Below are 21,717 nucleotides of genomic sequence, written 5' to 3' on the forward strand. Positions count from 1 at the left end.
ACGGCCATCTACGCCGGCCCGTTCCGCCGCTGCGAGCGATCACCAATTTCGCCGGACGCGGTGTGCGGATGGTGTGCGGACCGTAGTGGTCGAGAATTCCGGGGCCGAGCCCGGAGAGAATGCGAAGTTGTCCATGTTATTTGCGAGGAAGAGACGATATATGCTCATTGCTACGAACCGACTGTTTGTGCCTGCAGAAAGCGCCGACGAATTTGAAGCTCATTTGCGGCACAACATGCGCACCTATCTGCCAGGCGTGAAGGGACGGCGGCGCAGCACGCTCCTAGGTCCGTCAGCGCCGATAATCCCTATGTTTCGGTCAACGAGTTCGACAGCGAGGCCGATTTTCGGGCCTGGATTGCCTCGGACTCGTTCAAGGAGGCTCATGCGCGCAACCAGGGTATTGCCCGGCATGTCACGAGCAATGCGGTGGAGACCTTTCGCCCCTCCGAGGATCTGGTGCTGATTGGGTGCCGACGGTGTCCGGATCCAGGCCGGTGCCGTCGGCGCACCAATTGCCGAAGTAGTGGTACGTCGCCAACCGCACCGACGACTCACAGAACGTCCACTCAGGACTCCTGCTGGTCGAAGATCTGTGTGCCGAGCACGGCGAGCAGTTCCAGTTTGGCGACCGAGTCGGTTCCGACAGCGGGGGTGAACCAGAGCAGTCGTTGCCGTCCGTCCTCGCTGAACAGGTTCAGGCAATTGACTTCAAGCAATCCGAGCTCTGGATGTATCAGGCGTTTTCTGTCGTGGCGGCGGAACGAAACATCGTGCTGGGCCCAGTGTTTGGAGAACTCGGGACTACGCGCGCTCAGCGCCGTGATCATGGCACGGACATCGGGGTCAGCGCCGCGCCGGGCCGAGGCCGCACGAAGGTCGGCCACGAAGGAGCGGGTGTGCTCGGCATGGTCTTCGGGCGGGTAGAGCGCTCGTGCTTTCGAGTCGGTGAACCACCGGTACAGGAAGCTCGCGGTCCATCCGGTCGTGGACGGCGGTGGACCGAGCAGCGCACGTGCCGCCGGGTTCTGTACGAGCATGACGCGCAGGTCGGTGACCACCTGGGCCGGCGTGTCCCCCAGGCGACGCATCAAGTCCAGCATGCCCGGGTGGACGTGGTCGGCCGGACTGCCGGACGGGGGCAGCCGACGGCCCGCCAGGGCAAAGAGGTAGTCGCGCTCGTCCCGGCTCAGTCGGAGTGCCCGGGCGAGCGCGGCGAGCATCTGCTCCGAGGGTTGGACGCCTGCCCCGCGCTCCAGTTCGATGTAGTAGTCGACCGAGACACCGGCCAGCTGAGCGACCTCTTCACGGCGAAGACCCAGTACACGGCGGCGCGGCCCGGTCGGTAGGCCGACATCCGCGGGTCGGATGCGATCACGGCGTGACCTCAAAAAGCCGCCCAGTTCCGAAAGATTCACACCACCACCCTGACCTGAACGCACTCGGCTTTCCAGGGGTTGGCGACCCCTGTTACGGCGCCGTCGCCAAGTCGGGCAGAGGCCGTGCGGCAGGGTGGATGCGGCCGGTGCCGTGCGACAAGGGCTGGCCCGTGCCGCGGTTGGCGTGGGCGATGATCTCCGCGGTGATGGAGATGGCGGTCTCCTCGGGAGTGTGGGCACCGAGGTCCAGGCCGATCGGTGAGTGCAGGCGGACCAGTTGCTCCTCGGGCACGCCGGCTTCCCGGAGCAGGTCGACGCGGTGGCCGTGTGTGCGTCGGGAGCCCATTGCGCCGACGTAGCCGACGGGGAGGGCGAGCGCCAACCGCAGCAGGGGGATGTCGAACTTGGCGTCGTGGGTCAGGACGCAGACGGCGGTGCGGGCGTCGGTCTCGATGGCCGCAAGGTAGCGGTGGGGCCAGTCGGTGACGATCTCGTCGGCGTGCGGGAAGCGGGCCTGCGTGGTGAAGACGGGGCGGGCGTCGCAGACGGTGACGTGGTAGCCGAGGAAGCGGCCGGCCTGACTCAGGGCGGCGGCGAAGTCGACGGCGCCGAAGATCAGCATGCGGGGGCGGTGCGCGTGGGTGTGGACGAGGACGGTCAACCTCCTGGGGCAGGCGTCGGTGTCGCCGCCGACCTCGATACGGGCGGTGCGGCCCGCACGCAGGAGCGCGCGGGCGTGCGCCACGACCACCTTGTCCTCGTTCTCACCGCCGAGGGTGCCGTCGTGGGGACCGCCGTCGGGGACGTGGAGGATGCGGCCGAGGAATTCGCCGGGGCCGTCGATGACTTGGGCCACGGCGCAGGAGCGGCCCGCGAGCACGGCCTCCAGGGCGGTGGCGAGGTGCGCCCCGGCGGCGGGCCCCACGCGCTGGACCAGGACCTCGATCTCACCACCGCAGGTCAGGCCGACGGCGAAGGCGTCGTCGTCGGAGTAGCCGAAGCGGGTGCGTACCGGTGGCCCGCCGTGTGCAAGGACGTGCTGGCACAGTTCGTAGACCGCCGCTTCGACACAGCCGCCGGAGACGCTCCCGACCGCGGTGCCCTCCATGTCGACGGCGAGCGCGGTGCCGACGGGCAGGGGTGCGCTGCCACTGACGTGAATGACGGTGGCGAGGGCGAAGGGGCGCGCCCTGCCGTACCACTGGTGCAATGTGTCCGCGATGTTCAGCATGGCAGGCTTTCCGTGAGGTAGGTGCCTTCACTTCAGGGGACCGCCGCCGCGCCTCGGGGGTGCGGTCGCGGCGGCGGTCCTGGTGTCCGGCGGTTGGCGTCGCACACCGCCGGACGCTGGGGAGCCCGGGGTGGTCTGGTGAGTGCACCGGCCGCCCGGGGGCTCAGAGCAGTGCTTCGGCGGTGATGGGCAGTTCGCGGATCCGGCGGCCGGTGGCGTTGAAGACCGCGTTGGCGATGGCGGGCGCCACTCCGACGATGACGATCTCGCCGAGTCCCTTGACGCCGATCGGGTCGGCTTCGTAGTCCTCCCCCTCGATGTAGATCGCCTTCATCTCAGGCATGTCGGCGTGGGTCGGCACGAGGTAGTCGGCGAGGTTGGCGTTGACGATCCTGCCGTCGCGGTGGTCGGTGACCGTGTGCTCCAGGAGGGCCTGGCCGATTCCGCCGACCATGGCCCCGATGGCCTGGCTGTCGGCGAGCCTCGGGTTGATGATCCGGGCGGCGTCGTACACGCCGACCATGCGCCGGACCCGTACCAGGCCGAGACGGGCGTCGACGGCCACTTCGGCGAAGGTCGCGGCGTAGGCGTAGAAGGAGAACTTCTCCGATTCCGGGGCCCCGGCGTACGAGCCCATCGCTTCGAGGTGGGTGCGGTTGTTGCGGGCCAGGAGGCGCTGGTACGTCTCCCCGCGGGTGGGCTCGTCCTTCACGGACAGCCGGCCGCCTCGTACCACCACATCGGCGGGGGCGACGCCGTACAGCGGTGAGTCCTCGTCCTTGACCGCGAGCGTGATCGCCTCCTTGCGCAGCTTGTCGCAGCCGTCCTGGACGGCGGATCCGACACTGGCCATGGTCCGCGAGCCGTGATGGCCGGGAGCCAGCGGCAGGATGGAGTCGCCGAGCCGGAAGGTGACCTGGCGCATGGTCAGGCCGAGGGCGTCGGCGGCGACCTGGGTCATGGAGGTGGCGGTGCCGGGGCCCATGTCGCTGGTCGCGGACTGCACCAGGGCGGTGCCGTCGGCGTCGAGCCTGGCCGAGGCCTGGGCCGCGCTGCGTGCGGTGTCGTAGACACCGGCGGCCATCCCCATACCGATGAGCCAGTCGCCGTCACGTATCGAGCGGGGCTCGGGGTCGCGGCGGTGCCAGCCGAACTCGCGGGCGCCCGTGCGGTAGCAGTCGCGCAGGCGGCGGGTGGAGAACGGCAGCCCGCTGGACTCGTCGTCGGCCGGTTCGTTGCGCAGCCTCAACTCGATCGGGTCCAGGCCCAGTTCGTGGGCGAGTTCATCCACGGCCGTCTCGACGCAGAACGCGCCGCTGGAGTAGCCGGGGCCGCGCATCCAGGTGGGCGTGTTCACGTCCAGCGGTACATGCTCGTACACCTGGCGGACGTTGGGCGTGCTGTAGAGCATCCGGCCGGCGGCGAGAACGTCTTCGCTGTGCGTTTCGTAACGGGAGGACTCGGTGCGGACGTCGTGCGTCGATGCGGTCAGGCGGCCCCGCCGGTCGCTGCCCAGCCGCAGGTCGTACTCGTATGCGGGCCGGAATCCCACGCCGAAGTATGTCTGCCTGCGGGTGAGGACGAGCTTTACGGGGCGTTTCACCTCGCGGGCGGCCAGGGCCGCGATGGAGGTGTGCACCCAGGTCCGGCCGCCGCTGCCGAAGGCGCCGCCGACGGCCGGCGAGATGACGCGGATGCTGTCCGGCGGCATGCCGAACTCGGCGGCCATGGTCTCCACGGTGCCCTGCACATGCTGGGTCTTCTCCCAGAGCGTGAGCTTGTCGCCCTCCCAGCGGGCGACGGTACCGGCCGGCTCCATCGGGTTGTGGTGGTTGCGGGCCATCCGGTACGTCAGGTCCAGCCGGACCGGGGCGGATTCCAGGGCTGCGTCGGCGTCGCCGCGCGCATAGGTCTCGGGATCGTCCGCAGGGTCGGCGGCGTCTATGTCGGTCGAGGGAGGCTGGGTGTCGTAGGAGACCTTTACCATGCCCGCGGCGTGCTGTGCCACCTCCAGCGTGGTCGCCACCACGACCGCGACGGGCTGTCCGAAGAACCGGACCCGGTCGTCCTGGAAGGGGCGCAGCGCCTCACCCGGTGGGTATCCCGGTTCACGGGGCGGCAGCTTGGGCGCGTTGAAGTGGCTGATCACCTTCACGACGCCGGTCTGGGCTTCGGCGGCACGGGCGTCGATGTCGGTGACACGGCCGCGTCCGACACTGCTGTCGACGACAACCGCGTGCACGACCCCGTCGGGGCTGTTGTCTCCGGCGTACTTCGTTCTCCCGGTGACCCTCAGCCGTGCGTCGACCCGGGGCACCGGCGCGCCGACGGCTGCCTGTGGCTGGCTCACTTGGTGCCTCCTACGGTGCGCAACTGGCGTTCGACGGTGCGTTTGAGCAGCTCAGCCTTGAAGCCGTTGTGCTTGAGGGGACGCGCCCCGTCGGTCGCGTGCTCGGCGGCCTCGGCCCACAGCCGGTCGGAGGGGCGTTCGCCGATGAGGTGGCGCTCGACGGCGGGCAGTTTCCAGGGCACGGTGCCCACGCCTCCGGCGGCCACATACGCCTCGCGGATCACTCCGCCGCCGATGTGCAGGGCGACGGCCGCCGAGGTGAGCGCGAACTCGTAGGACTGCCGGTCGCGCACTTTCAGGTAGCCGGATTTCAGGGGGCGCGGGTGGGCCGGGATCTCCACGGCCGTGATCAACTCGCCTGGCCGGACGGCCTGTTCACGGTTCGGGGTACTGCCCGGCCGGAGCAGGAAGTCGGCGAAGGGCAGGCTGCGTTCGCCGTCCGGGCCCAGCAGGTGCACGGTCGCCTCCAGTGCCGCGAAGGCGACGGCGACGTCGGAGGGGTGGGTGGCCACGCAACTGTCGGAGGTGCCCAGGATCGCATGGCTGCGGTTGTAGCCGTGCAGCGCGGCGCATCCGGCGCCGGGCTCGCGTTTGTTGCAAGGGGCGGTCACGTCACGGAAGTAGGTGCACCGGGTGCGCTGCATGATGTTGCCGCCGATGGTGGCCATGTTCCGCAACTGGGCCGAGGCGCTCAGCTCCAGCGCCTCGGAGATGACCGGGAACAGGGTGCGGACCTTGGCATGTGCGGCGGCCTCCGCCATCCGCACGAGTGCGCCGATACGCAGGCCACCGCGCTCGGTGACGGTCACCTCGCGCAGCGGCAGCGCACTGATGTCGACGAGCGTGTCGGGGTGTTCGACGGTCTCCCGCATGAGGTCGACGAGCGTGGTGCCACCGGCGATGTAACGCCCGCCGCGCTGCCCGGAGTTGAGTGCCTCACGCGTGTCCGCGGCCTTGGTGTAGGTGAAGGGATACATGGGATCAGCCCTTCCGGCCGGCGGCCTGCTCGACCGCGCGCTCGATCTTCACGTAGCAGCCGCAGCGGCAGAGGTTGCCGCTCATCCACTCCCGGATCTCCTCCGGAGAATCGGTGTGACCCTCCTGGATGCAGCCCACGCCGGACACGATCTGTCCCGGCGTGCAGAAGCCGCACTGGAAGGCGTCCTGGTCGATGAACGCCTGTTGCAGCGGGTGCAGCCGGTCGCCCTTCGCCAGGCCCTCGATCGTGGTGACCTCGGCGCCCTCGAGACGCACCGCCAGCGTCAGGCAGGAGTTGACCCGGCGTCCGTCGACCAGCACCGTGCAGGCGCCGCAGGCCCCGGCGTTGCAGCCCTTCTTCGAACCGGTCAGGCCAAGGCGCTCGCGCAGCAGGTCGAGGAGCGAGGTGCGGTTGTCGATCGTGACGGTGTGCCGGACGCCGTTGACCGTCAAGGAGACGCGGCTGCCGGGAGCAGCCTCGGCAGCCACCGCCGCCTCGGTGCCGAGCGGAGGCGGCCCGGCGACCAGGCCGCCGGCCACGACCGTTCCGCCGATGGCCGTGCTCGTGGCGATAAAGGTACGTCGCGACGGCGCGGAGGGGGACGCAGGGGGGTCGGCGGTTGAAGTCAAGGCTGGGTCGGGACGTTCGGTGGACATGTCCACGCTCCCTCGGTGTGAGTACGGGTGGTCGTGAAGGGTGTGGCGGTGGTCGCGTCGATCGCGAGGGTGCACCGGTTGCTCAGGCGGGCTGTTCCAGGCAACGGGAGGCAGCCAAGGGGGCGTGACGTCGGCCATCAGGGCGGATTCGGCGACCGGAGGGCGTCGAGCACGGCGGGCAGGTGACTCCGGGCTCGGCACGCAGACCGGCTCGCCCCAGCCGTGGACCGGCGAGAACGGCCCGCGTCACGCACGAATCAGCTGGACTGGAGCGAGGGCACTGAGGGTGAGCAGGCGGTTGTCCTCGGATGGAGTGGCCTTGGCGAGCGGCGCGACGTCTTCGTGCGTGTCGAGATGTGCGCATGACGCCCAAGGCTCCGTCGGCCGTGTGTGGTTCGAGGGCCAGGTCGTCAAGCCCATCCGCTCGTCGGGCCACCAGGACGAAGTCGCAGTCGGCGACCGGGGAAAGGGTTCGGGGCACCCACCCAGCCTTCATTACTTGACTCACCGTCATCCAGAGGCTGTTGTACCAAGCATGTTTATATCCGCCCCGACGGACATCCCGACGAACATGCGGTGGCGTCCGCACCCGGGTCACGGCCGGTTCCTCCACTGAGCCGCCGGGCCCGGCTGATGGGCATCGTGCGGGGAAGACGCTGTGGCGGCTGCGGGACAGGACGCTGCCGTCACCCACGAATCCCAGCGGCACCAGTACCCGATGTGCGGGCCAACCGTGATCGCAGCCGGGCCCCCGCTCGAACCCGGGCAGCGCACCACGTCGCTTGTCACCCAGTGCCTGGGCGGTACCCTCGGCTACCGCGCCATCTGCCCCCATGTCACAGCCGCCGTCCTCTCGTCCGGCGACCGCTACCTCGTCTGCACCGATGGTCTGACCGACCCGCTGCCGACGGACGTGCTCGACGAGGTGATGCGGGAGCACGACGACGGCCGGGCGGTCTTCGAGCTATGGAAGGCCGCCATCACGGCGGGCGGCCCCGACAACATCACGCTGGCGGTGGTACGCATCGGGGGCGAGTAGGGGAGGCCCCTGCCGCCCCATTCGGAGACCGGCGAGGTGGTTGACGGTGCTGACAGCGGCAGTCGGCACTGGTAGACAAGCGAGCAGGTGTCCTCGGCGTGTTCCTTGGTTTTAGTCACACACTTCCAACGGCCGCCGCGGGCGCCGTGGTTACGACCGCACCGCATCGCTCGGGGTGGCCGCGGCAGTGTCCCTGGTCACAGGCGGGTGGTGAACCGGCCGTCGGGCAGTTTCCGCAGCCAGCCGCGGTCGGTCAGTCTGACCAGTTTCCCGCGCAGTGGTTCCAGCTTGGCTCGTTGACGTCCACTCCCAGCATCTCGCCGACCTGCCGGGCCATGACCGGTCCGGCTGCCTGCCGCACGGCGGCGAGGATGCGCTGGTAGTCCGGCGGGAGCATTACCTCCTCCACGTCTGGCTCGCGGTGTGGGATCAACATCACCGCTCGTCCACCCACCTGACCGGGCGTCGGCGCGTCCGCAGCACGCTCCTCGGCGAGCTGCTCGCTTATCCGCTCCAGGACCTTTTCGGCGACAGCGAGCTCGTCGCGCTCGGCCCGCACCTCCGCCAACTGCTTGGCCAGCCGTTCTTCGAGTTCGTCCAGTTCCGCGCGCCGCGCGGTGATCCGTTCCAGCAGCTCGGGATCCATGCACCGGATCGTAGAAGGCCGCCCGGCCACCTCGAGCAGGAACCGGCGAGTCAACCGCTGACGGACGATCTATGCCGCTGGCTGTTGGTCGGCCGACGGCGCCGAGCGCGGCTGCCAGGGCCGGTCAGCCGACGATGGGCTCGTCGGCGAGGTAGGGGGGCGCAGGCTCGTACTGGATGTACCGGCGCACCGCGCGGGCGTGCTCGCGGCCATGCAACCGGCCCACCAGCCAGAGGGCGCTGTCAATCCCGGCGGACACGCCCTGGCTGGTGATCAGATTCCCGTCCACGACGTAGCGGGCGTCGCGGACGACAGTGACGTCACCGCGCGCCTCGAGCGCGTCCTCGTAGCTCCAGTGGGTGGCGACGCGCCGCCCGCGCGCGGGCCCGGCGGCGTGCATGAGCACCGCGCCGGTTGCACACGCTGCTGACCCAGGAGACCTGTCCCGCGGTCTTGGCGATCCAGCCGGTGACGACCGGGTTGTGCGGCTCTGTCTCGCGAGCCCCGCGTCCACCGGGGACCAGCAGTACATCGAGGGGCGGGTGGTCGCCGAATGTGTGGTCGGGCAGGACACGCATGCCCTTGCTGCAGCGCACGGGCCCAGACTTTTCGGAGATCAGGACGGCGGTGTCCACACCGTCGCGCAGCATCGAGGACACGGTGAACACCTCCCAGGGGCCGACGAAGTCCAGCTCCTCGGCATCGTTTGTGCGCAGTCGTCTTACGAGCACGTGGACCAGCAGCGCCACCGAGGCGGCGGCGAGCACCGGTTGCAGCGGAGCGAAGTACGACAGGGCGCCGCTGACGCCGATGGCCAGCACGACGAGCTTGTTGCAGATCGGACAGCCGACCGCGAAGGCGGACAGCAGTCCCGCGCCGAGGGCGCGAGCGGTCCGGGGGCGCTCGGGTGGCCCGGCCGCGGGGACGTCGGCCGGGCCGATGCGGACGTACGTGGCCACCAAGAGCCCCTCCAGCACGGAACTGACCAGCCACACCGGGTAGTTCCACCACAGCACTGGAGTCATCCGCGTGTAGAAGGGAGTCACTACCACGCCCGTCGGCACGCCGATGACGAGTGCGGCGATCACGGTGACCGCTGCCGCCACCATCCATCTGCGGGCGGGCCAGGTGCGCATGGGGCTGCTCCTCGGGATCGGGCCGCCGACCGGACGGCACGGCAAGCCGGGGAGCCTGACAGCGGCCTCCGGTCGGCGGCTGGCAGCCATGCTAAGGCACTAATTGAATTAGTAGCAATGAGGGGCTGGATCAGTGGCGAGACCGAGGTGCGGCGACGCGGTGGCCGTGGGCGAGGCCCGTCATGCGCCGCTGGTGGGAGCGTGTGTCGATGCGTCCGTGCAGCAGCAGGCGGCGCGCCACCGCTCCTCATCCTCGAGTGCCGCGCGCCTGCCCCTGACGCGGGCCGGCGGAGGGCGTCGGCTCTGGTGTCCGCTGACCAGCCGGGCTGTGCCGTAGTGGATCGAGGTGAGAAGTAGGGCGCTGATCGATATCGCTATCGCGGTCATGGGGCCAATGCCCAGTTCACAGGGTTTCGCGTGTGTCCTTCTGCGCGGCGCGCAGCTCGGCGATTTCCTCGCGCAGCTTGTCCAGCTCGAAGTGCGCCACGGGTGAGCCGACGGAGCTGCTTCGCCGTGATGCGTGCAGGCCTCCGCGCGTCATGAACCACATCATCAGGCCCATGCCGATCGGGCAGGCCAGGAGTAGCAGTGGATACAGGAACTGAGGCATGAGGGCCTCCCGGTGGACTGCGGGGGGCGCTCATCGAGCCCGCTCTACCTACTAAGTAGTTTAGGTAATTAAGAGCGATGGCGCCAGTCCGGGCTCATTTGATCGCGCGGCGTGATGGATTCGTTGCTGAGGGCGTCTCTAGATGGGGGTGGGACTGGTTGGCCGTGGTGCGGCCTGCGAGGTCGATGGCTGGGTGTTCGCGTGCGGGCCGGAGGCGATGCGCTTGCCTTTATCTACTAAGACGCTTAGCGTCTAGTTCGGTAGCCGACACTCGATCTCCAGCGGCCGCCTTCGTTCCGCCCGCTGTGAGCCCGCCCTCAAGGGACGCCACCGGTCGCCGGTGGGGAGTTGGTCATCCCGCATGACTCTCCTTGCCTCCGTAAGTCTCGGGGTGACCGCATCGAATGGGAAAGGGGAGCCATGCGGTCAGGAGAGTCTCCACGTCCATCGCCGTCGACGGGCGGTGCCCTCGAGGATCTGATGCGTGAGCGGCTCGGCCGACAGTGCGTGTATGTCCCGTCGTGCCGACTGGCCGTGTACCTGGCACTACGCCGCTGGTGCGCTCCTGGTGGAAGCGTGCTGATGTCGCCGGTCAACGACGACGTGATGGTGTTCGTCGTGCTGGCAGCCGGGCTGCGTCCCGTTATGGCACCGGTGTCCCCTCGGGACGGGAACATCGACATCCGCGCGGTGCCGGAATCGACCTGGCGCAGCGTGGACGCGGTGCTGACGACCAACGTCTACGGCATGCCGGATGGCGCGGATGAACTGCGCACTCGGTGCGACCGCATGGGTATTCCCCTCCTTGAGGACGCGGCACACGCGATCGGTACGACGGTGGGAGACCGCCCGATCGGCACCTTCGGAACAGCCGCGGCTTTCAGCCTGGGCAAGCATGCGGGGGCGACCGGTGGCGGATTCCTGGCGCTGGAGGATCCAGCGGACCGCAAGGCGCTGGAACAGCTGCGTGATGAGCTGTTGACGCCGAGGCGGCTGCATCGCGACTTGGCGTACGCGCTGCGCCCTCTCTCCCGCGCTGCGGTACAGCGGCTCCATCTGGTCCGACCCGTATGGAGGACCATGCGGACCCTGGGGCTGTTGGAACGCGAACGCTTTCGCATGGAGCTCCAAGAACGGCACTTGCGGGAGGCCGCGGGCCGCAGTCCGGACCTGGGAGCCTTCGACCGCTGGGTGCGAGTCGATCTGCACGGATACCGCAGCGAACACGGACGCGTTCTGCAGCGCACCCTGAGGCGGCGGATGAGTGGCCTGGACGCGGACCTGTCTCGGCGGCATGAGGGTACGAGGCTGCTGGGCGGCACTGTCTGGGCTGCCGCGGGTGTGCGGGGCGCGGTTGCGGAGGGGGTGCGGGATCGCCACGTGCCGCCGCTGTTCCGTGTGCCCCTGATGGTGCGCGACCGGGACAAGCTGGTGGCACGTCTGGAGCGGTGCGGTGTCGTGATCGGGTACCTGTACGACCCGCCCTTGGACGACTTCGCCGGACCCGAGTTCGTGGAGCCGTCCCCGGCGCCTGAAGCGGCCCGCTGGTTCGCGGCGCACGCGCTGCCGGTGGACCCCCTCCTGGCGCGGAGGATGATGCGCCTGCTGCAACGGGAGGCTCCGCAGCCGGCGGATCCGTTTCCGGGCCCGGCCCTCCGCGACCAGGCGCCGCGAATGTGACTCCCGGCCTCGGCCTCCTCTTGGCCTTCGTTGGCCGATCGCCTCCTGTCCCAAGCCGCCGGGGAATACTGCTGGGGCGTATGGACCGGCTGGATCAGGCTGAGGCCGAGCAGGCGTCGCCGGGCTATCACGACGGCAAGGACGCAGTCCTCGAGCGGCTCCGCCGTATCGAGGGTCAAGTCCGAGGCTTGCAGCGCCTGGTGGAGGAGGACCAGTACTGTATCGACGTCCTCACCAGGTCGCGGCCACCACCAAGGCCCTCCAGGCGGTGGCGATGCAACTGCTGGAAGATCACCTCGGGCACTGCGTCCAGGACGCCGTTACCGCCGGGCGAGACGAGGCACAGGACAAGGTCGCGGAGGCTACACGGGCCATCGCCCGACTGCTGCGCACCTGAGATTTGCCCTTCGCCTGGGTGGGCTGTGGGCCGTCTCGGTGTGAAAGCACATCAGAGACGGTGCGCGGAGAAGCTGTAGAGCCGGGCAAGGTCCGCGGACTGACCGCCGCGCTCAGGAACGCGCACGCATCCGCAGCGAGAGGGCTCCCGTCGGCGTGGGCGCCAAGTGGTGACCGGCGTGAACACCCGCCCTGAGCAGGGTGACGGCCAGGGCGAACGTGGCGACGATTGCCAGCAGGTGGGGCGGACTCCACAGCACCGCGTCCCGGCCGAAGGCGGTGTGCCAGGCCTCGTCCGCCGGAGCCGAGATCCCGATGGCTCCGGCGGACACGACCGCCCACCTCAGCAGCGGATCCGTCAGGGCCGTACGCAGGCCTCGGCCGCGGATCCTCCCGATCCCCCACCACGCGGTTGCGGCGAGGGTCACCATGAGGGAGCCGTAGGGCAGTACGTGCGGTGCGCTCCAAAAGGTGTCCCGGCCCACGTCGGTGCAGGGAGTCGTCCCAGTACATGCTGAACAGTGCCAGCAGCCCGCCCGCTGCCGCTGCGATGAGCTGGTTCATGTTCCCCGCCCGCCTCCATGGTTGACGACGTTCGATACGGCTCACCTAGGGATATAGGTGAACCTGCCGTGGAAGGGTGTTGTTGGTGACTTCCGGGTTACCCCGGGTGCTGCCCGCTGCGCCGCCAGGTGTGCCGGCGAGCCCAAGGGGTTCGGGCCGGCTGGCCGCGCTGGGGCTGGCGTTCGCTGACCACGATGCGTACGGCCCTCGGCCTGCTGCTTCTGCTCGCGCTCGCCGCCGTGCCCGGTTCCCTCGTACCCCAGGAAGCGCGGCAACCGGCGCAGGCCGCGGACTTCCGCAAGCGCTACCCGGATCTCGCCCCGCTCCTCGGCAGGCCCGGCTTTTTCGACGTCTATTTTTTCGACGTCTATGTGTCGCCCTGGTTCGCCGCCGTCTACCTGCTGCCCTTCATTTCGCCGGCCGGCTGCATCGTGCCCCGAGCAAGGCCGATACCGGCTTGCCCCGTGACACTTGCGTTCAGTTCCTGGTCGTACGTGGGTCTGAGCGGCATGAGGTCGCGCAGTGGAGACCTGCACAGCACTCAGCTAAGTTCACTAGTAAATTAACCGTAGTCGGCGGCCGAGTGGTTACGGTGAGATGTCACCCTCATGGGGATCGGTTTCAGGGGTGGGCCCGACCGGCTTTTCCCGTCTGCGCTGCCGCCGCTCCCTCCATGCCAGTTCTACTGTCAGGATCACCACAAGGGCCACGATCAGTGCCGTCGCGAGGGTGCTGATGGTGGAGATGCCTGACAGGAACCCGTTTTCCCCTTTGACGTCCGAAGCGATGTGAAGGGTGCTGGTGATGCTGCTCGGGGCGTAGGCGTCGCTGTATCCGGTCATGTCCCCCTCCGGTCCCCCGCTGTTGGGGGTGTGCGACACCTACGTTACCCGAGTGAATCTAAGACCCTTAGTAGATGCTGCTATCCGGGCCCGCGTCTCAGTGGCTGTGTCCGTCTTCCGTGTCGTCGGCCTCGGCGTCGGTTGACGCGCTCGTCTCCGGTGCCGCGGATTCGGCGTCGGCAGCCGGGGACTCCTCCGTGGTGGCGTGCTCGTCGGACGTCTCCGTACCCTCCCCATGGCTGTGTCCGCTCTCTCCGGACGGCTCGCCCAGAGCGTCCGCCACTGCCTGCAGCCCGAAGAAGCTGACGGCTGCGGTGAAGAGGACGGCCAGCCCCATGGGGCCGAAGATGCGGCGCCAGGACGACTGGGCGTCCTTGAGCACGAAGGCGATGAAGGAGACCGTTATCCCCAGGGGGACGAGAACGGCCCCGCGGTCCGGGAAGTCCTCGAAGTGCTGCAAGCCGCCGCTGAGCATGCCGATGCCGAACGAGAGCAGCAATGAAGCCCCGATGACGAGGATCGCGCGCCGCAGCGCGGGCCGGTCGGTGGCGAGAAGAAACTCGTTGACCACTGTCGCGGCCAGGAATACCAGGACACCGATGACGGCGGTTTTCGTGTATCGGGCCGGATCCAGTGGGTGGTGGACCACGGCGCCGCTGATGAGGCCCGCCCCGACGAAGTACAGCACGTATCCGATGTAACGGCCCGCGAGCGGTGCGGGCTTGCGGGCGCGCCGCCGTCCGCGAGCGCGGCGGGCGGCCGCTCGGCCGCCCTCGGTGTGCTGCTGGGGTGCGGAGGGGGCGGGGCGGTCGGTGACTAGGGACAAGGCAGGGCCTTTCGGCGACTCGTAGTACGCGAGGTTCGGGAAGGAGGTGATCGCAGGCGGAAGCGCCACGGCAGCGCGCAGCCGCGGTTGAGGGGGAGCGGGTGCGTCGCTGCTTGGCTGGGTCAGGGCGGGCGAAGCCCTGCACGGAGCTGGAAGGTGCGCTCGTGAACAGCGGTCAGGACGGGGCGCGCCCCCGTCTGTCTAAATGCGCAATACGGATGTTGCGGTCACAGAATCGGTGACCAGGTCCACGACGCCGGCCCTCGTGCCGGAATGTGGCAACAGGCGACAGGGTGCGGTCACTTCGAGTGGCGAGTTGCTGGGCGGAGGCGCATTGAGGGCCTCATTCGGCTGGTTCGGGGCGCAGTTGTGCATGGAATCCGCGAACTCGCCGTCCCCGTGCTGGGAGTGCTCGCCGTCGGCCGGAGGCTCCGGTTCATCCACGGGAAGTGACGCGGTGACGCCCGCTGAGAGGTGCCCGGCGGCACTCTCTCCATGCAGTCCATGAGTGAACAGCAGGCTGAACAGCAACAATGCGAGCCACAGCAGACGCGACAGCTGCGGAGCCCGGGTACGGGCTCGCGGCGGGGCTGTGGCCGTCCGTTCCGTGAGCACGGCGTGATCATAGCGAGTCCGGGCGACGCTGCGCCGTCGACTTCAAGGTCGCCCGCTCCGATATGGCGCCGCCTCCCAGCACCCGGCGTCGGCGCTCTTGGAGTCATACGCCGCGCCGCTAATGGAGACGCTATGAATTGACAGAGACAGAGTGTCTCGAGCTGGTCATTGTCATGAGGCCCCGGACGGAGATCCGGAGCGCCCGACGCGACGGGAAGGACGCCGGCGTGGCCGGCTCACTCCATCGGCGGTGCGCCTCGATCGTCTCGTTCCACAGCTTCGGCACCGGATCAGTGTACGGGGCGACGATACCGATACACTCTGGTTGACATCGTAGACATTGTGTCTCGTAAACTGCGGCTGCCGGAGCTGCGGCACCGGCCGCGGGTCCAACGGCCGCGGGCCCAACGGGTGCGTGATGAACCGCATGACATCCACGCACCGTGAGGGACACGCACATGGCTGGCTCACCTTCTCGCCCCGACGCCGCCGGTCATGGGCCCGGCCCCGCGGCGCATCCCGGCGTGCCGTGCTGGGCGAAGACGCTGGCGATCGCCGCCGGTGCCGCCCGCCGGTGACGAGCGTCAGGCGTACCCCGAGCCTGAGTACCGCGGGGGAGGAGAGGCACATGCCTGCGAGGATGCCGCCGCCGTAGGGCAGGTAGGCGACGCCGGCCGTGAGCGGACCGTAGTGAAGAACGGTCTGCAGGAGCGATCCGGAGCCCGCGGTGGCGTAGGAGAGGACCGCAGATGCGCGCTTCCGCTGAGGGGGGCGTCTGTTCGGCCTCGCGAAGCTGGGTCAAGAAGCAAGCGGTGCCAGTTCGGAGAAGGTCTTGCCGCCGTCACGCGATTCGTACACGCCCGTCATCGTCGCTGCGAGGACGTGGTCGGCGTTCACGGCGGTCAGCGCCTGGGGCTGCCCACCGGGCACGGCCGTGAGCTCCTTCCACGACTTGCCGCCGTCCGCGCTGCTGCTCAGCTTCCCGGACGTGTCGATGCCGAAGAGGGACTTCTCCGCGGGCCAGGACACAATCGCCTGCACCGGCTCGACGCCCTTGGCGAAGGTACGGCCGCCATCAGTGCTGGTGACCACACCCTCCGCCGTGGTGGCCAGCAGCTTCTCCCCGGCGGGGCTCACCGCGAGGTCGAGGGCCTCCGGCGTCGCCCGGTCGTCCCAGCTCTTGAGGTCGCTGCTGACCCGGATCCGGCCGCCCTCGTATCCGTAGACGGTGCCCTTGGCCGAGTCCAGAGAGTGGAAGTCGGCCTCCCCGGACAGAGACCGGGATGTCCAGGTGCGGCCCGCGTCCTTGGTCTCGATCAGGCCGACGTTGCCGGGACGGTCGCTGCCCGGGGCGCCGTGTCCGCTGGCGATGAAGGTGTTCTCACCGGTGATGGTGAAGCCCATGAAGTCGTCCTTGCTGTCGCCGACGAGCTTCGGCTTCTGTCCCTTGACCACGGTGTAGAGACCGCTGTGGGTGGCGACGTACACGCGTCCGTCAGCGGGATCGACACCCAGGCCGTGCACATGGGACAGAACCCCCGAAGGCTGCGATTCGCTCGCTGCGGCCCCCGTCTCCGAAGAGCTGTCTCCGCATGCGGCGAGGACCAGAGCGGCGACGGACGCGCCCGCGATGGCGAGCAGGGGACGGGCGGCGGGGCGTGCGGTCACGGAAGTTCCTCGGGTGGTACGGCGATTGGCGCTCAAGGCCTGCTGGCGGCGAAGAACGGCATGGAGTCCAGGGGGACGATCTCGACGTTCTTGCCGGTGCGGGGCGCGTGGATGGCCTTGCCGTTTCCGACGTACATGCCGTTGTTCTGGGTGCTGTTGTACCAGTAGATGATGTCGCCGGGTTGCAGGTCCGACTTGGCCACCTTGCGGCCGGCGTCGTACTGCTGCTGGACCGTGCGCGGCAGTGAGACGCCCGCCGCGTGCCAGGCCGCCGAGACGCTGAACGGCGGCCCATCCATCTGCACCCCCTTTCGCGACCACTGGCGATCGTGACCGAGGTTACCGCTGAAAAACTAACAGACTTAGTTATCTAGAAGATAGGGTGTGTGTCGACCGGCCGAGGGAAATCGGCCCGGCGGCGAGACGGAACGGCACCGCCGCTCTCGGGCACGCCGGAGAACAGGAGCTGTCGTGTCCATCGCGCAGTGCTCGGCCCGCCCTGCGCCGTGTCGCCGCCTGCTTAGGTCGCCCGAGGAGTGCCTGCCCCGCTCGGCCACTGGAGGCAGGTAGTGGCGGACCGGGGGGACAGTCACCCAGGAGCCTGGGCCGGGTCGACGTGTACGGGTAGCCCGTCGCGGTCGATCCCTCGCAGCCCGGTGCTGGTTGTTCGTCGGCACTCGGGATTCCCGGCGAGATTCTCCGCCGGTGCAGGCGGAGCCGTTGGCGCCTCCGCGGGACCTGATCTGAAGTGCTGCCGTCGGCGCTCCGCCGCCCTCAGCCCCGCTCTGGCGGCCCGGGTCTCCGCTCGGCGGAACTGGCGGCCGGCTCTGCCCTCCAGTGCGCCAACGCCCTGCCCGCCGGGAACCACCACCCCGATGGGGCGGGAGGCGGCGGCTCCGGAGCGGGACCGGTGGCGGAGCTTACGGAATCACCACAAACCTCTTCATGCCATCACCCGGCAAGTGGCCCTACGTGCGGGCCCTGCCCGCAACACGCGACAGTCCCAGACGAGGAGAACCAGTGAGTCGCTCATCCCTGCTCGACCCACCCGCCGACACCACGTCGGCGGGTCGTCGGCGAATAGGCCGTCGTGTCGCGCTCGTGGCCGGGGCGGTGGGTGTCGGTTTCGGCGGGCTGTATCTGGTGGGCCTGCTGGTCTCGGGTGACGATGTCCCCGCGGGCACACGGGTGAGCGGTGTGGACATCGGGGGGCTGAGCAGCTCGCAGGCGCGAGAGAAACTGGACAGCAGCCTGGGCGGGGCCTGGTCGGAGCCGGTGAAGGCGCGCCTCGGCGACAGTGACGGCACCGTCCGCGTGTCCGGCATCTCTGTGGACGGTGAGGAGACGGTCACTCAGGCCGCGCAAGCGGGGTCCGACCCGTTCACCGTGATCGGCCGCCTGTTCACGAGCGGTGACCGCGAGGTCGAGCCGGTGATCCGCGTGGACGCGGCGAAGGCCCGCGCGTCACTGGCCGGTGAGGCGAAGACGTACGACCGGAAGGCACGGGAGGGCGCCGTCACCTTCCACGCGGGCGAGCCGGTGCCGACGCGGCCGGTCACCGGGCGGTCCCTGGACGTGGACGGCGCGGTCGAGGCGCTGGCTTCGGCGGTCCCGGGCCAGGGAAAGGAGCCGGTGCGGCTGCCGGTCCGTACGGCCGAACCCCGGGTCGGCACGGCGGAAGTGAACCGCGCGATGAAGGAGTTCGCCACCCCGGCGATGTCGGCGCCGGTCACGCTCACCGCGGGCGGCCGGGAGATCGAGATCAGCGCGGCGACGCTCGGTAAGCACCTCACCATGAAGCCGGACGGGGACAAGCGGCTGACCGCCGTACTGGACGGCAAGGGGCTCCTGGCCGATCCGGCGGTGGCGAGTCCGCTCGCGCCGGCCACCGACGAGGCGGTCAACGCCAAGCTGCGCCTGGACGGCGGGCGCGTGGCGGTGGCCTCGGACGGCCGGACCGGACAGGAGGTCACGGCCAAGGCGCTCCAGAAGGCTGTACTGCCGCTGCTGACAGAGACCGGGGCTGCCCGCACCGGGGCGGTGGACACCGAGGCGGTGCAGCCCAAGCTGACCCGCGACAACGTCGGCCGGCTGGGCATCAAGGAGCAGATGTCGACCTTCACGGTCGACTTCGAACCCGCCCCCTACCGCGTCACCAACATCGGCCGTGCCGCGGAACTGATCAACGGGTCGGTCGTACTGCCGGACGAAACCTGGAGCTTCAACCGCACCGTGGGCGAGCGGACCGAGGCCAACGGGTTCGTCGAGGGCATCATCATCAACAACGACCAGTTCGAGAAGGCGGCCGGAGGCGGTGTCTCCGCCGTCGCCACCACCGTCTTCAACGCCCTCTTCTTCGCCGGAGTCAAGCCGGTGGAGTACGGAGCGCACTCCTTCTACATCGAGCGCTACCCGGAGGGCCGGGAGGCGACGGTGGCCTGGGGCAGCCTCGACCTGAAGTTCAGGAACGACTCGGGCAACGCCATCTACATCGACGCACGCGCCACGGACACCTCGATCGCCATCACCTTCCTCGGCACCAAGAAGTACGACGCGGTCGAAGCGGTCAAGGGCCCGCGCACGAACGTCAAGCAGCCGGCAACCCGCGAGGGAGCATCCGGAGAGAAGTGCGTCCCGCAGACCCCGCTCGAAGGCTTCAACGTCGCGGTCGACCGGGTCTTCAAGGACGGCGGCAAGGAGGCCAAGCGGGAGACCTTCAAGACGCGCTACGTGCCCCGCGACGAAGTCACCTGCGACTGAGCGACGGCCGGGTGAGAGCGCCGGACCCGGCGGCGCTCTCCTGGGCCGGAGCCGGTCGACAGGGTCTCGCGCACCGTGGTCGGCCGCGTGAGCGGCCCAGGGGAGCCGCGCGAGGACTTTCGGCCGAAAGTGCGGGAATGAAGCATTTCCGTGCACCACGTGCCGACTGGGTCTGCCTCAGTCTCCGGAAGTGCGGTGTTCACCGCCGGTCGCGTGATGTGGAGCACCGATAACGGCTCCGGCGTGTGCCCGGGCCGCCGGAGCAAATCGCGCTGCTTCAGGCGTCCCAGGGCGGGACTACCGACCCGTCCGGCCGTTGGTCAAACGGGCTCGACGGCCTTCGGCGGAGTGCCCTTGCGCCGCGCCCGCCGCGTGATGGCGAGGGTGAGCACCATCATGGTGACGATGGCGGCGATCGAGAGAAGAAAGGCCGGCGAAGCGGGGGATGAGGCCGTGGCTCCGGCGATCACGTATGCAGCGGTGCCGGGCAGCACACCGAGCGTGGTCGCGGCCGTGAAGGACCACGGGCGCACTCCGGAGAAGGCAGCGGCGAAGTTGACCCCCTGGAACGGCACGCCGGGCACGATGCGGAGCAGCAGCACGCTGACGAAGCCCTGATCGGTGAGACGGCGGTCGAGGGCAGCGAGGATCTTCCTCTTCAACAGCGGCTGAAGCGCCTCCCGGCCGAGGCTGCGGCCGAGCCCGAAGGCGAGCACCGCGCCGAGAGTGGTACCGATCACAGCCAGCGCCAGCCCCTCGGGGATACCGAAAAGGGCCCCGGCGGCGACGTTGAGCACCGGCTTCGGAAAGAAGGCGAGGGTGCTCAGTGCGAAAACCACGGCGAAGGCCGGGCCGGCCCAGATACCGGGCACCACGGATGTGAAGCCTTGGGAGAGCAGCCGCTCCGGGTTCCACACCAGCAGGGAACACGCAGCAGCCACGAGCAGCGCGACGAGCAGCGAGAGGCGGGCTCTTGGCTGCACCTTCGGCATCTTCTTCGTCTTCCTTGTCCGGTACGGGGCGGCATGGCAAGCGGTGACGGAAACGGTCGGACCTTCCGGCCTCTGCTCGGAAGACCCGGAGCGGCATGGGCGTGACCGACGGGACCAGAGCTGGTCGAGAATCCCCTGCATCTGATTGACCTCGGCGGACTGGTTCTTCACCACATCGTCGGCGAGCTTCTCGACAACAACATTACGGCCGCTTTTCTGCTCGTCCTTCGACGTCTCGCTCACACCCATGAGGCTCGGTCATCATTTCCGCGAACCCGCGGTGGAAGCCGTGCCTTGGCGGCTAGCCATGAGGTCCTTCCCTTTCCGCTCAGAAGCTGTATTCGGCCGACCTGCCAGCGAACTGGGACTCCCGTACCCCCTTGCGAGCCGCGATGGGGTCGAACATCAAGCCCCGCCCCACCACAGGCCCCGCCTGTGCTCCGTCTGGTTGTACCCGGGCCGTTGGAGCCAGGACCAGTTACTCAACTACTAAGTTTCTACGCAGTGTAGTAGTTTTTCCTGCGTGGACGCCGACATGCGCTCAGCCGCATACCCGAGCCCTGCCCGACTCGCCCCCGGCCAGATCCCCGCCGGGCCGCCGAGTCCGGTGACGAGAGACGCCCGCCCACAGGCGCACGACGGCCTTCGAATACGGTCCATGGACCCTGACGACCTCCCCTTCGTGGTCGCCGAGCACCTGAGGCACTTTCCGGACAGCTTCTTCGCCCGCCTCGGGCCGAAGTTCCTGACCGCGTACAACGGGACCTACCTCACCGGTCCGGACGCGTGCGCCTACATCGCGGAGGTGGATGGGCAGCCGGTGGGCTTCCTCATCGGCGGGACCGACCCTGCGGCGCACCACCGCCATGTGCTGCGCGACCACGGGCGCGGACTGCTGTTCCGCGCTCTGGGAAGCCTGTGCCTGCGGCCCCGTCTCGCGCTGCACTTCCTGCGTACTCGGCTGGTGCGCTACGGCCGCAAGCTGATACCGAACCGGGCGGCCCGGCAGACTCCCGCCGCCGGTCACTCTGGCGTCACCGCTGTCCTGGACTACGTCGTTGTGGCCGAGCACGCCCGCTCCCATGGCATAGGGGCTCGGTTGATCGCACGGTTCGTGAAGGACGCCACCGATGCGGGCTGCGCGCGTGTCACTCTCGTCACCGCCGCCGAGGGCGGGGCCGGACCCTATTACGACCGGCTCGGCTGGCGGCGGCAGGGAGAGATCCGCACGCCCGAGGGCCGCCTCCTCCTCATGTACGACCTTCCGCTGAACGAGGGCGCGACGCCAGAGCGACACTGAGGTACCGGTCCTGGCTGACCAGCCCCGAACAACCAGATCATCCCCGTA

The 21,717-nt window shown here is 69.0% G+C and carries 18 protein-coding genes and 3 pseudogenes; 7 read left to right on the plus strand and 14 right to left on the minus strand.

All coding sequences use genetic code 11. The features are described 5' to 3' along the window. Window positions 1-255: 255 nt before the first annotated feature. Window positions 256-381 (plus strand): annotated as a pseudogene (locus ACTWQR_RS14130) (antibiotic biosynthesis monooxygenase family protein); the annotation flags it as partial. Between the two features lie 188 nt (window positions 382-569). Here the strand turns inward: ACTWQR_RS14130 and ACTWQR_RS14135 are convergent. The 5 genes from ACTWQR_RS14135 to ACTWQR_RS14155 form a co-directional block, all read right to left on the minus strand. Next, a complete protein-coding gene (locus ACTWQR_RS14135) occupies window positions 570-1,418 on the minus strand; it encodes a helix-turn-helix transcriptional regulator (protein ID WP_443227369.1) in 849 nt (282 codons plus the stop codon). 52 nt (window positions 1,419-1,470) lie between these two features. Then, on the minus strand, window positions 1,471-2,610 hold the full coding sequence (locus tag ACTWQR_RS14140; RefSeq protein WP_443227370.1) for an XdhC family protein: 1,140 nt from the start codon (window positions 2,608-2,610) through the stop codon (window positions 1,471-1,473). A gap of 163 nt (window positions 2,611-2,773) precedes the next feature. Next, window positions 2,774-4,960: a xanthine dehydrogenase family protein molybdopterin-binding subunit gene (locus ACTWQR_RS14145; RefSeq protein WP_443227371.1), complete on the minus strand. Its 2,187-nt coding sequence runs from the start codon at window positions 4,958-4,960 to the stop codon at window positions 2,774-2,776. Continuing rightward, a complete protein-coding gene (locus ACTWQR_RS14150; RefSeq protein ID WP_443227372.1) occupies window positions 4,957-5,937 on the minus strand; it encodes an FAD binding domain-containing protein in 981 nt (326 codons plus the stop codon). The genes ACTWQR_RS14145 and ACTWQR_RS14150 overlap by 4 nt, the downstream gene beginning before the upstream one ends. 4 nt (window positions 5,938-5,941) lie before the next feature. Further along, window positions 5,942-6,595: a (2Fe-2S)-binding protein gene (locus tag ACTWQR_RS14155; RefSeq protein WP_443227373.1), complete on the minus strand. Its 654-nt coding sequence runs from the start codon at window positions 6,593-6,595 to the stop codon at window positions 5,942-5,944. A gap of 658 nt (window positions 6,596-7,253) precedes the next feature. On the opposite strand from ACTWQR_RS14155, the gene ACTWQR_RS14160 reads away from it, so the two are divergent. Further along, window positions 7,254-7,634, plus strand: coding sequence for a PP2C family protein-serine/threonine phosphatase (locus ACTWQR_RS14160; protein ID WP_443227374.1), 381 nt, complete (start codon window positions 7,254-7,256; stop codon window positions 7,632-7,634). A 253-nt stretch (window positions 7,635-7,887) separates the two neighbouring features. On the opposite strand, the gene ACTWQR_RS14165 is transcribed toward ACTWQR_RS14160, so the two are convergent. The 3 genes and pseudogenes from ACTWQR_RS14165 to ACTWQR_RS14175 all read right to left on the minus strand — a co-directional run bounded on the left by ACTWQR_RS14165 (window position 7,888) and on the right by ACTWQR_RS14175 (window position 10,026). Continuing rightward, a complete protein-coding gene (locus tag ACTWQR_RS14165) occupies window positions 7,888-8,280 on the minus strand; it encodes a hypothetical protein (protein WP_443227375.1) in 393 nt (130 codons plus the stop codon). Window positions 8,281-8,404: 124 nt separating this feature from the next. Beyond that, window positions 8,405-9,011, minus strand: a pseudogene (locus ACTWQR_RS14170) (DJ-1/PfpI family protein). Between the two features lie 808 nt (window positions 9,012-9,819). Continuing rightward, window positions 9,820-10,026, minus strand: coding sequence for a hypothetical protein (locus ACTWQR_RS14175; protein WP_443227376.1), 207 nt, complete (start codon window positions 10,024-10,026; stop codon window positions 9,820-9,822). A 420-nt stretch (window positions 10,027-10,446) separates the two neighbouring features. Here ACTWQR_RS14175 and ACTWQR_RS14180 point away from each other — a divergent pair, with 420 nt between their 5' ends. Together ACTWQR_RS14180 and ACTWQR_RS14185 are read left to right on the plus strand one after the other, a co-directional pair. After that, complete coding sequence (locus ACTWQR_RS14180; protein ID WP_443227377.1) at window positions 10,447-11,706, plus strand: DegT/DnrJ/EryC1/StrS family aminotransferase; 1,260 nt, start codon at window positions 10,447-10,449, stop codon at window positions 11,704-11,706. 80 nt (window positions 11,707-11,786) lie between these two features. Next, window positions 11,787-12,103, plus strand: a pseudogene (locus ACTWQR_RS14185) (metal-sensitive transcriptional regulator). 112 nt (window positions 12,104-12,215) lie between these two features. Here ACTWQR_RS14185 and ACTWQR_RS14190 read toward each other — a convergent pair. Continuing rightward, window positions 12,216-12,533 carry a hypothetical protein gene (locus tag ACTWQR_RS14190; protein ID WP_443227378.1) on the minus strand — a complete coding sequence of 106 codons (318 nt, stop codon included), beginning with the start codon at window positions 12,531-12,533 and terminating at the stop codon, window positions 12,216-12,218. Window positions 12,534-12,860: 327 nt separating this feature from the next. Here ACTWQR_RS14190 and ACTWQR_RS14195 point away from each other — a divergent pair, with 327 nt between their 5' ends. Continuing rightward, on the plus strand, window positions 12,861-13,232 hold the full coding sequence (locus ACTWQR_RS14195) for a cytochrome c biogenesis protein ResB (RefSeq protein ID WP_443227379.1): 372 nt from the start codon (window positions 12,861-12,863) through the stop codon (window positions 13,230-13,232). 21 nt (window positions 13,233-13,253) lie between these two features. Here the strand turns inward: ACTWQR_RS14195 and ACTWQR_RS14200 are convergent, their stop codons facing one another. The 4 genes from ACTWQR_RS14200 to ACTWQR_RS14215 all read right to left on the minus strand — a co-directional run bounded on the left by ACTWQR_RS14200 (window position 13,254) and on the right by ACTWQR_RS14215 (window position 16,916). Next, window positions 13,254-13,508: a hypothetical protein gene (locus ACTWQR_RS14200; RefSeq protein WP_443227380.1), complete on the minus strand. Its 255-nt coding sequence runs from the start codon at window positions 13,506-13,508 to the stop codon at window positions 13,254-13,256. A 97-nt stretch (window positions 13,509-13,605) separates the two neighbouring features. After that, window positions 13,606-14,403, minus strand: coding sequence for a hypothetical protein (locus ACTWQR_RS14205; RefSeq protein ID WP_443227381.1), 798 nt, complete (start codon window positions 14,401-14,403; stop codon window positions 13,606-13,608). A 1,344-nt stretch (window positions 14,404-15,747) separates the two neighbouring features. Further along, window positions 15,748-16,617 carry a F510_1955 family glycosylhydrolase gene (locus tag ACTWQR_RS14210; protein ID WP_443227382.1) on the minus strand — a complete coding sequence of 290 codons (870 nt, stop codon included), beginning with the start codon at window positions 16,615-16,617 and terminating at the stop codon, window positions 15,748-15,750. 32 nt (window positions 16,618-16,649) lie between these two features. Next, the gene (locus ACTWQR_RS14215; RefSeq protein WP_443227383.1) at window positions 16,650-16,916 is read right to left on the minus strand and encodes a C40 family peptidase; all 267 of its coding nucleotides are present in this window, start codon (window positions 16,914-16,916) and stop codon (window positions 16,650-16,652) included. Between the two features lie 721 nt (window positions 16,917-17,637). On the opposite strand from ACTWQR_RS14215, the gene ACTWQR_RS14220 reads away from it, so the two are divergent. After that, window positions 17,638-19,377: a VanW family protein gene (locus tag ACTWQR_RS14220; protein ID WP_443227384.1), complete on the plus strand. Its 1,740-nt coding sequence runs from the start codon at window positions 17,638-17,640 to the stop codon at window positions 19,375-19,377. Between the two features lie 320 nt (window positions 19,378-19,697). Here ACTWQR_RS14220 and ACTWQR_RS14225 read toward each other — a convergent pair whose 3' ends face one another. Beyond that, the gene (locus ACTWQR_RS14225; RefSeq protein ID WP_443227385.1) at window positions 19,698-20,612 is read right to left on the minus strand and encodes a VTT domain-containing protein; all 915 of its coding nucleotides are present in this window, start codon (window positions 20,610-20,612) and stop codon (window positions 19,698-19,700) included. 415 nt (window positions 20,613-21,027) lie between these two features. Here ACTWQR_RS14225 and ACTWQR_RS14230 point away from each other — a divergent pair, with 415 nt between their 5' ends. Next, window positions 21,028-21,669 carry a GNAT family N-acetyltransferase gene (locus tag ACTWQR_RS14230; protein ID WP_443227386.1) on the plus strand — a complete coding sequence of 214 codons (642 nt, stop codon included), beginning with the start codon at window positions 21,028-21,030 and terminating at the stop codon, window positions 21,667-21,669. The last annotated feature ends 48 nt before the right edge of the window (window positions 21,670-21,717 follow it).

This window comes from Streptomyces sp. 2A115 (assembly GCF_052245575.1).
Classification (GTDB): Bacteria; Actinomycetota; Actinomycetes; order Streptomycetales; family Streptomycetaceae; genus Streptomyces.

Excerpts from the sequence above, each read along its gene's own strand:
- ACTWQR_RS14140 (WP_443227370.1), bottom strand. The coding sequence starts at position 2,610 with ATGCTGAACATCGCGGACACATTGCACCAGTGGTACGGCAGGGCGCGC.
- ACTWQR_RS14150 (WP_443227372.1), bottom strand. The coding sequence starts at position 5,937 with ATGTATCCCTTCACCTACACCAAGGCCGCGGACACGCGTGAGGCACTC.
- ACTWQR_RS14155 (WP_443227373.1), bottom strand. The coding sequence starts at position 6,595 with ATGTCCACCGAACGTCCCGACCCAGCCTTGACTTCAACCGCCGACCCC.
- ACTWQR_RS14165 (WP_443227375.1), bottom strand. The coding sequence starts at position 8,280 with ATGGATCCCGAGCTGCTGGAACGGATCACCGCGCGGCGCGCGGAACTG.
- ACTWQR_RS14175 (WP_443227376.1), bottom strand. The coding sequence starts at position 10,026 with ATGCCTCAGTTCCTGTATCCACTGCTACTCCTGGCCTGCCCGATCGGC.
- ACTWQR_RS14180 (WP_443227377.1), top strand. The coding sequence starts at position 10,447 with ATGCGGTCAGGAGAGTCTCCACGTCCATCGCCGTCGACGGGCGGTGCC.
- ACTWQR_RS14190 (WP_443227378.1), bottom strand. The coding sequence starts at position 12,533 with ATGGTGACCCTCGCCGCAACCGCGTGGTGGGGGATCGGGAGGATCCGC.
- ACTWQR_RS14195 (WP_443227379.1), top strand. The coding sequence starts at position 12,861 with ATGCGTACGGCCCTCGGCCTGCTGCTTCTGCTCGCGCTCGCCGCCGTG.
- ACTWQR_RS14200 (WP_443227380.1), bottom strand. The coding sequence starts at position 13,508 with ATGACCGGATACAGCGACGCCTACGCCCCGAGCAGCATCACCAGCACC.
- ACTWQR_RS14215 (WP_443227383.1), bottom strand. The coding sequence starts at position 16,916 with ATGGATGGGCCGCCGTTCAGCGTCTCGGCGGCCTGGCACGCGGCGGGC.
- ACTWQR_RS14230 (WP_443227386.1), top strand. The coding sequence starts at position 21,028 with ATGGACCCTGACGACCTCCCCTTCGTGGTCGCCGAGCACCTGAGGCAC.